Annotated in this window: 16 protein-coding genes; 7 read left to right on the forward strand and 9 right to left on the reverse strand. The window is 69.3% G+C overall.

Going from position 1 to position 13181, the window contains the following annotated elements; all coding sequences use genetic code 11:
* Window positions 1–47: 47 nt before the first annotated feature.
* Complete coding sequence (locus tag QR77_RS22830) at window positions 48–881, forward strand: undecaprenyl-diphosphate phosphatase (protein WP_040023985.1); 834 nt, start codon at window positions 48–50, stop codon at window positions 879–881.
* A 46-nt stretch (window positions 882–927) separates the two neighbouring features.
* Here QR77_RS22830 and ggt read toward each other — a convergent pair whose 3' ends face one another.
* Window positions 928–2892 carry a gamma-glutamyltransferase gene (gene ggt, locus QR77_RS22835; protein ID WP_078877036.1) on the reverse strand — a complete coding sequence of 655 codons (1965 nt, stop codon included), beginning with the start codon at window positions 2890–2892 and terminating at the stop codon, window positions 928–930.
* Window positions 2893–3104: 212 nt separating this feature from the next.
* On the reverse strand, window positions 3105–4043 hold the full coding sequence (locus QR77_RS22840; RefSeq protein WP_040023986.1) for an alpha/beta hydrolase: 939 nt from the start codon (window positions 4041–4043) through the stop codon (window positions 3105–3107).
* A gap of 155 nt (window positions 4044–4198) precedes the next feature.
* Between QR77_RS22840 and QR77_RS22845 the strand changes: the two genes are divergently transcribed.
* Window positions 4199–4528 (forward strand): helix-turn-helix domain-containing protein, encoded by a 330-nt coding sequence (locus QR77_RS22845; protein ID WP_040023988.1) that lies wholly within the window; start codon window positions 4199–4201, stop codon window positions 4526–4528.
* A 43-nt stretch (window positions 4529–4571) separates the two neighbouring features.
* On the opposite strand, the gene QR77_RS22850 is transcribed toward QR77_RS22845, so the two are convergent.
* Complete coding sequence (locus QR77_RS22850; RefSeq protein WP_052488985.1) at window positions 4572–5522, reverse strand: oxidoreductase; 951 nt, start codon at window positions 5520–5522, stop codon at window positions 4572–4574.
* Between the two features lie 96 nt (window positions 5523–5618).
* Between QR77_RS22850 and QR77_RS22855 the strand changes: the two genes are divergently transcribed.
* Complete coding sequence (locus tag QR77_RS22855) at window positions 5619–6185, forward strand: TetR family transcriptional regulator (RefSeq protein ID WP_040023989.1); 567 nt, start codon at window positions 5619–5621, stop codon at window positions 6183–6185.
* Window positions 6186–6364: 179 nt separating this feature from the next.
* Here the strand turns inward: QR77_RS22855 and QR77_RS48970 are convergent, their stop codons facing one another.
* Window positions 6365–6577, reverse strand: coding sequence for a hypothetical protein (locus QR77_RS48970; RefSeq protein WP_236710777.1), 213 nt, complete (start codon window positions 6575–6577; stop codon window positions 6365–6367).
* A gap of 240 nt (window positions 6578–6817) precedes the next feature.
* Here QR77_RS48970 and QR77_RS48975 point away from each other — a divergent pair, with 240 nt between their 5' ends.
* Window positions 6818–7123 carry a hypothetical protein gene (locus QR77_RS48975; RefSeq protein ID WP_236710778.1) on the forward strand — a complete coding sequence of 102 codons (306 nt, stop codon included), beginning with the start codon at window positions 6818–6820 and terminating at the stop codon, window positions 7121–7123.
* An 85-nt stretch (window positions 7124–7208) separates the two neighbouring features.
* On the opposite strand, the gene QR77_RS22865 is transcribed toward QR77_RS48975, so the two are convergent.
* Complete coding sequence (locus tag QR77_RS22865; RefSeq protein WP_347359790.1) at window positions 7209–7685, reverse strand: hypothetical protein; 477 nt, start codon at window positions 7683–7685, stop codon at window positions 7209–7211.
* Between the two features lie 278 nt (window positions 7686–7963).
* Between QR77_RS22865 and QR77_RS22870 the strand changes: the two genes are divergently transcribed.
* From QR77_RS22870 to QR77_RS46030, 3 genes are read left to right on the forward strand one after another with little or no spacing between them, the layout of a single operon-like run.
* Window positions 7964–8272 carry a chaplin family protein gene (locus QR77_RS22870; protein ID WP_040023995.1) on the forward strand — a complete coding sequence of 103 codons (309 nt, stop codon included), beginning with the start codon at window positions 7964–7966 and terminating at the stop codon, window positions 8270–8272.
* A 39-nt stretch (window positions 8273–8311) separates the two neighbouring features.
* A complete protein-coding gene (locus tag QR77_RS22875) occupies window positions 8312–9559 on the forward strand; it encodes a hypothetical protein (RefSeq protein WP_236710779.1) in 1248 nt (415 codons plus the stop codon).
* 38 nt (window positions 9560–9597) lie between these two features.
* On the forward strand, window positions 9598–9711 hold the full coding sequence (locus QR77_RS46030) for a DUF397 domain-containing protein (RefSeq protein WP_150130426.1): 114 nt from the start codon (window positions 9598–9600) through the stop codon (window positions 9709–9711).
* Between the two features lie 35 nt (window positions 9712–9746).
* On the opposite strand, the gene QR77_RS22880 is transcribed toward QR77_RS46030, so the two are convergent.
* From QR77_RS22880 to QR77_RS22895, 4 genes are all read right to left on the reverse strand, one after another.
* On the reverse strand, window positions 9747–10895 hold the full coding sequence (locus QR77_RS22880; protein WP_052488986.1) for a methyltransferase domain-containing protein: 1149 nt from the start codon (window positions 10893–10895) through the stop codon (window positions 9747–9749).
* Between the two features lie 229 nt (window positions 10896–11124).
* Window positions 11125–12213, reverse strand: a complete 1089-nt coding sequence (locus tag QR77_RS22885) for a mandelate racemase/muconate lactonizing enzyme family protein (protein ID WP_040028491.1) — start codon at window positions 12211–12213, stop codon at window positions 11125–11127.
* 8 nt (window positions 12214–12221) lie between these two features.
* A complete protein-coding gene (locus QR77_RS22890; RefSeq protein ID WP_040023998.1) occupies window positions 12222–12869 on the reverse strand; it encodes an LUD domain-containing protein in 648 nt (215 codons plus the stop codon).
* The coding region (locus QR77_RS22895; RefSeq protein ID WP_040023999.1) for a lactate utilisation protein LutB domain-containing protein at window positions 12866–13181 on the reverse strand (316 nt) is incomplete at its 5' end. The genes QR77_RS22890 and QR77_RS22895, both read right to left, overlap by 4 nt.

Genomic DNA, 13181 nt, shown 5'->3' on the forward strand with positions numbered 1-13181 from the left:
ACAGTGCAGTGGACCGTCTACATGGCTGTAGTCGTAGAGAGGGATTCATGAGCGTCATCAGCATCGGCCAAGCCGTCATCCTCGGAGCAGTGGAAGGAGTGACCGAGTTTCTCCCGGTTTCTTCCACCGGCCATCTGAAGATCGTCGAGGGCCTCATGAAGATCCCCGTCGACGACGACGCGGTGGTGGGCTTCTCCGCCGTGATCCAGGTGGGCGCGATCTTCGCCGTCCTTGTGTACTTCTTCAAGGACATCGTGCGCATAGTCGGCGCTTGGTTCCGAGGTCTGGCGCATCGCGAGGACCGGGTCGATCACGACTACAAGTTCGCCTGGTGGGTGATCTACGCGACGATCCCGATCGTGATCGTCGGGCTCGCCGCCAAGCCCCTCATCGAGGGTCCGCTCGCGTCGCTGTGGGTGGTGGCCGGGTCGTTGATCGTCGGCAGTGGTGTGATGTGGGCCGCCGACCAGATGGGCCGCCACAAGCGCAGCGAGGAGGACACCACCTTCAAGGACGCGATGCTGGTGGGCTGTTCGCAGATTCTCGCGCTGCTCTTCCCCGGTTTCTCCCGCTCCGGCGCCACCATGTCGACCGCGCTCGTCCTCGACCTCGACCGGGTGGCGGCCACCCGGCTGTCGTTCTTCCTCGGCATCCCCGCGCTCACCGGCGCCGGCATCTACGAGTTGAAGGACGCACTCGGTACGGGTGTGGGCGCCGCGCCGCTGGCCGTGGGCACGATCGTGTCCTTCGTAGTCGCGTACGGCTCGATCGCCTGGCTGCTGAAGTTCGTCGCCAAGCACTCGTTCAACGCGTTCGTGATCTACCGGATCGTGATCGGCGTACTGCTCTTCGGCCTGCTCGGCGCGGGCACCCTCAGCTAAGTCCCGCCGGCCACCGCGTGAGTCGCGCGGTCACCAGCCCGTTGCCTCACCAGCCCACCGCCGCGCCGTCCTTCCTGGAGTCGGAAGCGGCGCGGTAGACACCGTTCACCGGGCCGTTCTCGCTGACCGCCGCGGGGTAGCGGCCCGGCTGTTCCGGTGTGAAGTGGATGGCCTGGTAGCCACCCATCGTTGATATGTCGGCCTCCTTGACGACATGGCCGAGCTTCTTCAACTCGGCGCCGACCAGGGCCTCCAGCTCGGGTTCCAGGTGCAGCCCGTTGTTGTGCTGGTTGTGGTAGAAACGCGCCGCGTCCACCGCCGCCTGCGGGTTCATGCCCAGGTCGATCATGTTGACCAACTCGGTTGCCTGGGCCTGTGGTTGCTCGCTCCCGCCCATGTTGCCGAACGACAGCACCGGCCTGCCGTCCTTCGTCACGAAGGCCGGGATGAGCGTGTGGTACGGGCGTTTGCGCGGCGCGACGATGTTCGGCGAGGCCGGGTCCAGGTTGAAGAGCGAGCCCCGGTTCTGGAGGGGGAAGCCGTATCCGGGCACGGTGACGCCGGAGCCGAACTCGTCGAAGACGCTGTAGATGAACGACGTCATGTTGCCCCACCGGTCGGCGGTCGTGAGGTAGACCGTGCCGGAGACGACGGTGCCCGGCACCTTGGGTGTGCCCGCGTGCTCCGGGTCGATCCGGCCGCAGAGCCGCTTCGCGTAATCCTTGGACAGCAGCCGGTCCAGGGGGATGTGGACGAAACGCGGATCGCCCTGGTAGCGGTTGAGATCGTCGTACGCGAGCTTCTTGGCCTCGACCAGCAGGTGCCAGAACAGCGGGGAACGCGGGCCGAGTTCGGCCAGGTCGTAGCCGAGGACCGGGCCGACCTGCTCCAGGATGTTGAGCATGATCAGCGTCGCGAACCCCTGTGTGTTGGGCGGGAGTTCGTGGACGTCGTAGCCGTGGTAATTGACGGAGATGGGCTCCACCCACTCCGCGCGGAAGTCCGCGAGGTCCGCCGCGCTCATCTCGCCGCCGAGCTTGCCGATCTTCGCCACGATGGCATCGGCGATCGGCCCGGTGTAGAAGGCGTCCCGGCCGGACTTCTGCAACGTCCGGTAGGCGTGGGCCAGTTCGGGGTTGCGGAATACGGAGTAGAGCGCCGGGGCCTTGCCGCCGCGCAGGAACACCTTGGCCGAGTCGGGGTCCTTGGCCAACTCCTCGACGCCGTCGAGCCAGTCGTGGTGGATACGTTCGGAGAGGCCGAAGCCGTCCGTGGCCAGCTCGATCGCGGGGTCGAGTACGTCGCCGAGCTCCTTCGTACCGAACCGTGAGATGAGCTGGTGCCAGCCCTCGACCGCGCCGGGCACGGTGATGGAGTGCACGCCGAATTCGGGTACGCCGCCGTTGTCGGCGGTGTAGCCGCGCGAGCTGAAGTACTCGGGCGTCCATGACTTCGGCGACCAGCCACTGGAGTTGAGCCCGTACAGCTTGCGGTCCGCCGCGTTGTAGTGAAGCGCGAACGTGTCGCCGCCGATGCCGGCGCTGCCGGGCTCGACGAGGCCGAGCACGGCGGCGGTCGCGATGGCGGCGTCGACCGAATTGCCGCCCTCCTGGAGGATCCGCAGGCCGGCCTGCGCGGCGATCGGCTGGCTGGTCGCCACCGCGCCGTGCCGGGCGACCACCTCGGAACGGGTCTGCCCGCTCCAGCCGCCGTACCGGCCACCGCGTGCGGCTTCGATGGTCGACGCGGGCTCGATGGCCGAGGCGGTGGGCTCACCGAAGGGGGTGGGGCTTGCCTTGGCCTTCGTACGGGAGGACGGAGTCGTCGCGGCCGGTGGCGGCACGGCTGCGGTGTTGGCGCCTGCCGCCAACGCCTCGGGGGAAGTGGAGAGTTGTACGGCGCCGGTGGCCACGGCCACTGCGGCGACGGCCCCCGTTCTGAGCACCGTACGGCGGTCCGTGCCGCCCGCTCCGGTGGAGTTTTTCGCGGACTGGTTCGCATCGCTAGCCATGGGGGTGACCTTCCTTGGCGGCCGGCTCAGGTCCCGGCGAAACAGGATGGTCCTATCACGCATCTGCCCAGCTAACAAGGAAATCAGTCGCAGTGGACGTTGTATACGGTGGTTTACAGAGGGCGAGGCGTCGTCAGCAACGGATTTCGTTGTGTGGCTCCTTCGGCGGCCCTTCGACGGTCCCTTCGGCGGCTCCTTCGCCGGGCCTTTGGTCAGTTGCTGAGGAAGGAGATCAGCTCGTCGATCACGGTCCCCGGCTGCTCCTCGGGGATGTAGTGGCCGCATGCCCGCACGCTGACGACCTTCACGTCCGTGCCCTTGGTGGGCATCAGCTCCCGCAGGTACGCGTAGGTGCTCTCGTCCCCGCCCAGGGCGAGCATCGGCGCGGCGATCGGCGCGTAGTCGCGCTGGTCGGTGATGTCGCGGTTGAAGGCCTGGTACCACCCGTTGCTCGCGCGGATCGCGTCCGGCGAGGAGTACGCGCGGGTGTACACGTCGCGCGCGTGGTCATCGATGGTCGCGGGATCCTTGGCCTGCCGGTCGAGGAGCCAGTCGATGAGCAGCCGCGTACGTCCGTCGAGCAACTGCCCCGGCAGATCCCGTACTTGGTTGAAGGCGAACCACCACAGGTAGGGGCGGGCCCCCTTCTCGACCACCGAGTCGATGTGCTGGTCGGGCTCGGGCAGCAACGAGAAGGAGCGCCAGCTCTCGTCGGGGTGCGGCACGTCCAACAGGCAGAGTTTCCGGGTCGCTTCGGGATGATTGGCGGCGAAGGAGTACGCGACCATCGCGCCGATGTCGTGCCCGGCGATGTGGACGGACTCCAGGCCCAGGTGGCGGACCAGTTCGCGGATGTCGAGCGCCATGGACTTCTTGTCGTATCCGCCGGCGGGCCGTGACGAGCCGCCCATGCCGCGCAGGTCGACGGCGATCACGCGGTAGTGGCGGGCCAGTTGGGGCATCACCTTGTTCCACTCCCACCAGGTCTGCGGCCAGCCGCCCAGCAGGATCAGGGGATCGCCGCTGCCGCCGGAGACGTAGTGCAGGCGGACGCCGTTGACGTCGGCGTGGTGGCTGGAGAAGTCGCCGTCGAGTGATCGGGCGAGGGCTTCGTCGGAGAGTGCGGAGTCGGGCAGGTGGTTGTCGGGCATGGGTGTTCCCTACGTGGGGCGGTTCGGGGCGACGTAAGACCGTACGAACATCTCGTACTGTTGATTGTACGAGACTCTCGTACATGGCCGCACCTCCGTCAACCTCCCCCGCCGTATTCGTACGAGAAGTCCGTACGGTTCCGTACGATGGAGGCATGGTCGACCTCCACCACCCCGACGCGGACCGGATCGAACTGGTCGACGTACTGGCCGCCCTCGGACACCCGGTCCGGCTGGCGATCGTGCGCGCACTGGCGTCCGGCGAAGAGACCTTCTGCGGCGCGGTCCTGCCCGACGTACCCGCGTCGAGCCTGACCCACCACTGGCGGGCGCTGCGCGAGAGCGGCGTGATCCACCAGCGCCCCTCGGGCCGCAAGCTCTACCTGACCCTGCGCCGTGAAGACCTGGACGGGCGCTTCCCGGGGCTGCTGGATCTGGTCATTCCGTCCGCGGGCGGTGCGGAGTCCGTCCACCGAGGCGTGTAGTCCGCGTCGATCACGCCCGTGCTTTCGGCCCACGCCGGGCCCGTCAGGCCCCTGTTCGCGGTACGACGCCCGTCAGTTGCTCCGAGGCGGTCCACAGCGCCCGGCCGGTTTCCGGGGACCTGATGGTGTCCGGTACGGAGAGAACGCCGGGGCTGCCGTGCATTCCCTGGCGGCCGGTGGGGCCCACGAAGTCGCCGGAGGCGATACCGGCCGCCTCGGTGGCCGCGTACAAGGTGGACCAGGCCGCCTGGTCGGCGGGTTGGAACATCCCGGGCAGGAAGCGGCTGACGAGTTGAAGCCCTCGGGACGTGTGCTGTTGCAGGCCCGTCAGGCTCGCGCCCGGGTGGACCGCCACCGCCGTCAGGTTGAAGTCCCTTGTGCGGCGGGCGAGTTCCTGGGTGAAGACGACGTTGGCGCGCTTTGACTTGGCGTACGCGCCCATCGGGCGGTAGTGCTCCTCGCTGTTGAGGTCGGTGAGTTCGCCGGTCTTCCAGCGGTACGCGATGGCGCTGACCGTCACCACGCGCGGCGCTTCGGCGGCCAGCAGTGTGGGCAAGAGGTGGCCGGTCAGGGCGAAGTGGCCGAGGTGGTTCGTGCCGAAGGTCAGCTCGAAACCATCCTTGGTGGTGCGCCTTTCGGGTACGGCCATCACGCCCGCGTTGTTGATCAGCAGGTCGAGGGCGGGGTGCGCGGCGCGCACCGTGGCCGCCGCCTCGGCGACCGAGGCGAGGTCGGCCAGGTCCAGGGCCAGTGGCTCCAGGTCGGCGCCGGGTACCTGCGCGCGCAGGGCGTCGGCGACTGTGTTCACCTTCGCGGCGTCGCGCCCCGCCATGATCACCCGGGCGCCTGCCCGGGCGAGGGCGAGCGTGGTCTCCCTGCCGATCCCGCTGTTCGCGCCGGTGACCAGGGCCAGCTTGCCGCGCTGGGAGGGCATGTCGGCGGGGGTCCAGGTGGACGTGGGCGTGGTGGTCCGTGGGGTCGTGCGCGCTGCCATGGTTCCTCCCAAATGAGCGTTCATTCAATAGCTGTTTCCAGTGGAGCGCTCCGGCGGAAGTTTGTCAAATGAACACTCATTCATTACGGTGAACGCATGACCTCACGGGACCCCGCTGCCAAGCGGCGGCAGCTTCTGGAAGCAGCCCTCGCCGAGTTCGCCCAGTACGGCATCGCCGGTGCGCGCATGGACCGCATCGCCAAGCTCGCGGGGTGCAGCGCCGGGCTCGTCTACACGTACTTCGGCAGTAAGGACGACCTGTTCGAGGCCGTCTACGACGAGGTGATCGTCCGCACGGTCAGCGAGATCCCCATCACCGTGGACGACCTGCCCGGCTACGCGGCCCGGCTGTACGACGCGCAGCGCGCGCACCCCGACGTCATGCGCCTCGCCGCCTGGTACCAGCTCGAACGCGCGGGCAAGGGGCGGGACATACCCGCCGTCGCGCAGGCCAACCAGGAGAAGGCGGAGGCGATCCGGACGGCTCAGGAGGCGGGGCGACTGGCCACGCGCTTCACCGCCGAGCAGCTCCTCACCCTGGTGCTGAACACGGCCTCGATGTGGTCGGAACAGGGAGCGGCGCACGCCGCGGCCCCCGGTGTGGAGCCGGATGAGCAGCGCCGGACGGTGATCGAAGCCGTCGGGCGACTTGTCGCGCCGTGATGTCCGCCGGGGGCGGAGACCTGTCCGGGCGGACCCGGATTCGAACCGTCGGACTCCGAGGACGATCCCGTGTCCGACGCGATCAACACACCACGACGGCTTCTCGAACCGATCGTGATACCGCGCATACCTCGGCCGACGGACGGCCTCGGCGCCACAGACACCGCGTAGCTTGTTCTCTATTCAGCTTGAGCTTGCGCTTGAGTTTTGACATCTGTTGCTGTTGCAGCGGCGAAGGCCAGGATGCCGGAGAGAATCGGCGTATGACCCACCCTCCTTCTCTCGCCACCGCCGATGAGATACGCACCTACTTCATCGGGCAGTTGAACCTTGCCTTGCGACGCCCCGGCATGTTCGGGAACGAAGGAGGCCTGCGCATGCTGATTACCCACCTGTTGTTCGTGGAGCGGCAACCCGAAGCCTGGTCGGAGCAGCAGAGGGCGTGGGAGGAGGGTGGGGCCTGGTCCAGCATGGGTGTGACAGGAGCTCTTCGTGACCTCGTCCCGGACCGTTCTTACGATGGCACGGCGTCGATCTACGCGGAGTTCGCGCGGCGCCGCGGGTGGTTGAGGCCCGATCGTCTCCTGGGCCGGCCGGAGTACCGCGCGCTTCGGGAGCGGGTGCGCTCGTGGGTGAGCGAGGACCGTGTGTGGGCGGATGTCGTCGACGAGTTCGGGGCGCCCTCGTTGCTGTTCGGGGGGACGAATCCGTTGTACGGGAAGACGCTGGCGTACCTCGGTGAGGAACCGGAACAGCCGATGGTGGCCTTCCACCTCTGGAACGGAAGCACGCCGGGTACGGGGTCTTCGTGGCCACCGGAGCATGAAGAACCCCTCCTTCTCGCTGTCCGTTCCGAAGGCGGAGACTTCCGGCAGTCGTTCGCCTTCACTCCTGAGGGGGAGCGGCGGCGCGGCGAACTCGCTCGGACGGCCGGGTAGCGGCCGGTGGGTTAGGGAACACCGGCTTGTCATCCATGGTCCAGCGTCGACGGTCGACCGACGACCGGCGCCTTCTGCGTGGGTGTCAGTCCCACGCGTTGAAGAGGACTCCGCCCAATGTGGTGATGCCGTAGAAGCGGACCTCACGCCACTCGCCCTGCGTGAGCACTGAGGTGTCCACGTCGGAGAGCGGTGTGCCGAGCCGTTCGCTGCTCAGGACCGTGAAGCCCGCGTCGGTGAAGGCGTGAGCCCACGGCGGCGGCGCGAGGAAGTCCTCTCCGTACCAGTCCCGCCGTGTTTCGGCGAAGGCGACCCAGGGGTGGTGAGCGTGACACAGGACAGTGTTCTCGCCTTCGCGTCCGACGACCGTCGCGGTGTGGAAGGTCCGGGGGTACACCCGTTCCTCCACCTCACCTACTTCGCCTCCGGCGACGCGGGCAGCGGCATACAGAGCGGCGCGGAACGCCGACAGTTCAGTCTCGGGGAGCGGGCCGTCCTTCGGCCGGAAGAAACCTGTCGCCCCGCGCGGCAGAGTGAAACCGTTGTTCCCCTCGTTGACCATGCCGCTCATTTTGCCTGGTTTGAGGGACATCAGTGTTCAGAGGTCTTGAGCTGCCAACCCATGCCGCACGTCGCTGGGTAGCGGGGGCCCGTGACCACGCCGGTGTTCAGGCGCGAGCGCGAGATCAACCAGCTTCCGCACCGGCCCGTCCGTTTCGAGCCGCGTTCGATGTGACGGGAGGTGCGTTCCCTCGTTGAGGGGGTGCGGCCCGGGTTTCGTCCTGACGGGCGCGGACTGTACGGGCACCGGGGCGCGGTCCCGGGTGAAGGAGTAGCGCGATGGGCGTGGAGACGTGGGTTACGGGTGGCGGCGCGGGCCGTACGGGTGTGCGGGTCGCGGTGCTGGGCGCGGTGGCCGGGGCGGCGCTGCTGCCGGCCGGGGCCGCTCAGGCGAGCGTCATCGGGGTCGGGAACGCGGTGTTCGGCAACACCTGTGTCAGTGGGGGCGACGCGCGGGCCGTGGGTTCCACGGTGGCGGGGAGCGGGCTGGGAAGCGGTAACCAGGCCGGCTTGCCGTTGAGTCTGCCGCGTAACCACTGCGGTAACAGCGGCATCATCTGCACCGCCGTCTTCATGTCCTCGGTGTGACGGGGTGAGCAGGCGGGTGAATACCGGGCGGAGGTGACCGTGACCACGAGTGTGCCGGTGCGAGACGCGGCGTTGGCTGAGCTGCTGGCCCAGAGCGGGCGGGCGCTGCCTCTGCTGCGGGAGTGGGTGGGCGACGATCCGGACTGCGGTGTGGCGCGGGCGCTTCTGGTCCTGGCGACCGCCGACAGCCTGGACGACGCCACGCTGAAGCAGCAGTTGGTGATCGCGCACCGGGACGCGGGGACCGTGGGTGAGCGGCAGGCGAGCCTGGTGTACGGGGTGTACCTCTACACGCACCGGCAGTACCGGCTGACGGCCGACCACCTGGTGGGTTACCTGGCCCGGTGGCCCGCCGACGAGATGGCCGGGTTCATGCTCGGCGCGTTCTCCTCCTGCGGGGACGCGGTCTACCGTGCGCACGGCGACGCTCTGATGGAGCAGCACGCGGCGCTGGCCGGTCCGGACAACTGGCCGTGGACAAGCTGGCTGGCCTCGACCAGGGCGGAGCAGGGCCGGGTACGGGAGGCACACGACCTCGCCGAGCGGGCGCTCGCCCTGTATCCCCGCTCGGGTGTGGCCGCGCACGCCCTCGCCCACGCCGAGCACGAGTTGGGAAGCGGTCCCGCTTCCATCGCCTTCCTGGACCAGTGGCTCGACGCCGACCCGCGAGCGGTGCAGACGCGCCATCTGAACTGGCACGCGGCGCTCCAGTCCATCGCCTGCGGCGACTTCCCTGACGCGCGCCGACGGGCGGACACGGCGTTGGCTCGTACCGATGTCGGCATGCGGTCAGCGACGAACTGGCGCCTGCTGCTCGCCGGGCAGACACCGGCCGGCCGAAGCGACCCGGAGCAGGTACGGGAGTTGCTCGCCGCACCGGGCGGGATGGCGGAGGTCTTCCACACCTTCAACCTGGCCCTGGCCCTGGCTGTGGAGGCCGCGACCGAAGACCTGCGCGCCCTCGCCCGCCGGGCCGCCGCCGACGAACGCCCCGACTACCACGAGGTGTTGGCCCCGGTGGTCGAGGCGCTGGCGGAGATCACGGCGGGGCGCCCGCGCGCGGCGGTGGACCTGCTGAGTGCCCTGGGCGAGAGAGCGGAGCGGATCGGCGGGGTGCGGGTGGAGCGCGAGATCATCGAGGACACCCTCGCCCGCGCCCTCGTGGACGCGGGCGAACCGGCCCGCGCGGCAGCCCTGTTGCACCACCGCACGACCACCCGCCACCACCACACGTACGAGGACCTGCTCCTCGCCGCGGCGCCTGGGCCGGGCTCACGCCACGCGTAGGTCCGCGATCTTGTCCTCGTCCCCATGGTGGTGCGGCCGTGGATGACTCGAAGAGTCGGCAGCGTCCTCCGCTGCGTTACACCGACGCCGAGACGCGCGCGTTCATTCTGGTGGCCAAGGACGGCGAGTTCGACTTCCTGCTCGACACCTGACCGCCCCCGCTCCGCCCCCGCCCCGCCCCGGCTCCTCAGGCCTGCCACAGCACCCGGGCGGGCTTGCCGAGCCATGGGTGCTGGGCGCCGTCCGCCGTCACGGTGAGGCCGTACTCGTACAGCTCGGGGCTGCCCTCCCGCGTCCAGTGGCCGTGCGCCCGCTCCAGGTCCGCCAGTAGGTCGCGGGGGCCCCATCGGCGTACCCGCCCCTCCGCCACCCGCGCCCACGAGTTCGCTGTGGACAGCCACCAGGCGGGGGCGGCGCCGGGGGACCGTTCTTCTTCGGCATACATCCCCGGGAGCATCAGGCCGGCCGCGAAGCGCGCGTGGAAGTCGTCGGTGAGCCAGTCGAGTTCGGCGTCGGTTGTGCGCTCCGCGCTGTCCTGCCAGGTCTCCGGGGAGTAGAGAGCGCCGAGGGGGGAGTGGTCGCTCCGCCGCTGTCCGCGTACGTCCATGAACGCCATCGGGTAGCCGAAGTGCCCCTCGGCCCTGCCTTCTTCGGTCATCCGGAGCGTGGCCAGGCCGTTGGGTTGCAGGGTGCTGCGCCACGGTGTGACCTCCAGCCCGGCCTGGCGCGCCTGGGCGATCCACGCTCCCGGGACCCGGTGCACGGAAGCGGTCGAGATGATCCTGTCGTACGGTGCCCGGGGCGGGTGTCCGCTCTCGCCGTCCGCCGTCACGACCAGGGGATGGTACCCCTCGGCGTTGAGGGCTCGCTGTGCGCCGGCCGCGACCGCGGGGTCGATCTCCACGGTGGTCACGTGCTGCTCGCCGACCCGTTCGCACAGCAGGGCGGCGTTGTAGCCGGTGCCCGTGCCGACTTCCAGCACCCGCTGTCCGGGCTCCAGTTGGGCGGCGGCGAGCATGGTGAAGACGGCGTTCGGGGCGCTGATGGAGCTGGTGGGCAGCACCCCGCCGGTCGGTCCGGGATGCCCGTCGTCAACCTGGGTCACCACGGATCCCGCCGGATCGTAGACGAGCCCGCCCCACTCGCCGGGGGCCTCCGCCCGGAGCAGTGGGCGGTACGCGTCCGCCGACCAGACCCATACGCGATCGGGCACAAAGACATGACGGGCGACCTTCCCGAACAGCGCCCGCATCCAGGGCTGTTCGAAACCGTCGGCGGCGTCGAGTGCGGCGGACGCGTCAGCGCGCAGTCGGTCGAGGTCGGGAGGGACAGTCACTTCCCGCGCTTCCCACTGCCGGGCTTGGACACATCGGGGTGTTGGTTGTCCGAATCACGCGGCGATGGTTTCGGAGGTGGTGGATTCGGAGCTGGGGGAGACGTTCCGTGATCTCCCATGCGAAATCCCTTCGCGGCCGAAGTGCCGACAGCAGTCTTCCGACTCTCCCCCGGGCGGCAAGCGCGGGACAAGGGCGCGCAGAGGCGGAAAAGGGCGCGCGGGGGCTTGCTCAGGCGACCTGTAGGTCCGCGATCTTGTCCTCGTCCCATTCGATGCCCAGGCCCGGCGTCTCCGGCGGTACGACCGAGCCGTCCTTGATGACCAGGGCGCTGCGGGTGATCGCGCCGAGCTGGGGGATGTGTTCCACGTACATACCCGCCGGGACCGCGCAGGCCAGGCTCGCGTGCAACTCCATCAGGAAGTGCGGGGCGACCTTGATGTTGAACGCCTCCGCCGCGTGCGCGACCTTCAGCCACGGGGTGATGCCGCCGACCCGTGCCACGTCCACCTGCACGATGCTCGCCGCGCCCGCCGACAGGTATTCGGCGAAGTGCCCGACGCTGTAGATCGATTCACCGACAGCGATGGGTACGGACGTCGAGCGCGCCAGGCGCGTGTGGCCGGCCACGTCCTCGGCCGGGAGCGGCTCCTCGAACCACGCGATGTCGAGCGGTTCGAACGTACGCGCCCGGCGGATCGCCTCCGCGCCCGTCAGCGACTGGTTGGCGTCCACCATCAGTTCGAAGGTGGGGCCCACCGCCTCGCGTACGGCCGCCAGCCGCTCCGCGTCCTCGACCGCCGTCGGCTTGCCGACCTTCAGCTTCGCGCCGCGCAGCCCCGAGGCCTGCGCCGCCGATACGTTCGCCACCAGGTCCTCGGTCGACAGGTGCAGCCAGCCGCCCTCGGTGTCGTACACCGGCAGCCGGTCGTGCGCGCCGCCCGCGAGACGCCAGAGCGGCTCACCCGCGCGCAGGCAGCGCAGGTCCCACAGCGCCGTGTCGACGGCGGCGAGTGCGAGGGAGGTCAGCACACCGAACGCCGTCGCACGGGTGGAGGCGAGCATGCGGGCCCAAATGGCCTCCACATTACGGGCGTCGGCGCCCACCAGCGTGGCGACGAGGTGGTCGCGCAGCAGCGCGAGCACCGAGCTGCCGCCCGAGCCGATCGTGTACGAGTAGCCGGTGCCGCGCAGGCCGTCGTCCGTCTCGACCGTGACGAGGATGGTCTCCTGGCGTACGAACGTCTGGCTGGCGTCCGTACGCAACGTCTCCGGCTCGATGTTCACGAGCCGGCAGTCGACACTCTTGATCTTGCTCATGTGGGTGGTCACTCGCTTTCGTCGAGGAGGATGACTTCGAGGGTGCGGGGGCCGTGAACGCCTTCGACGCGGTCGAGTTCGATGTCACTGGTGGCTGAGGGGCCCGAGATCCAGGTCAGCGGGCGGGTGGGGTCGAGGCGGGGGATGGCCTGCGGTACCGAGCCGACGACCTGATCGCCGGTTCTGATGACGCAGATGTGGTGGTCGGGTACGAGGGTGATGCGGCGGCGGCCCTGGTCGGGGCCCGCGTCGAGGACGATGGTGCCGGTCTCGGCGATCGCCAGCGCGCAGCCCGTGACCACGCTGTCCACCGCGTCCAACTCCCTTGCGGTGAGCTGTGGTTGGTCCTGTACGCGGGTGATGCCGGGGTCGGTCGCCGACAGCCAGGGGGTGGGGAGGTTCGGGGGTACGGCGACGCGCCGCGCGCCCTTTTGCGTCAGCAGGCGTGCTACGAGCGCGGGGAGGCCGCCGGTGTTCGTACGATGGACGATCGCGCGGTAGTCGGCGAGGTTCTCCGCGAGGAGGTCGATGACGCGGTCGTCGGGGGTGTGGGTGACGCGGTAGTCGCGGGTCGCTTCCGGCGCGGCGGGGGCGTCGGCGACGGCGGCGCGTACCCGGGCGAGGATCCGCTCGCGCGAACCCGAGGCGATGCTCATGACGGGCTGCCGCCCTTCTGTGTCGTGCCGCCTTTCCGCGTCTTCTTCTGTGCTTCCTTCTGTGTCTTCTTCCACCAGTCGCGGAACGACTGCTGTGGCAGCTCGGGGATGTCACGGCTGTCGGTCCACGCGCTGCCGGGCCCCGGCAGCCGCCGTGGCATCAGGTGTCGGCCCCGCGACGCGGTCTGTTGTGCGGCGCGCAGGGCGCGGGGGTGGTTGAGAACCCAACTCGCGCCCTTGACGGCCGCTTTCTCCAGTCGGTGTCCCTTGCCGCCCTGGTCGGCGACGCGTTCGCGCAGATGGACCAGGACC

The organism is Streptomyces sp. 150FB (assembly GCF_000818195.1).
In the GTDB taxonomy this organism is placed as follows: Bacteria; Actinomycetota; Actinomycetes; order Streptomycetales; family Streptomycetaceae; genus Streptomyces.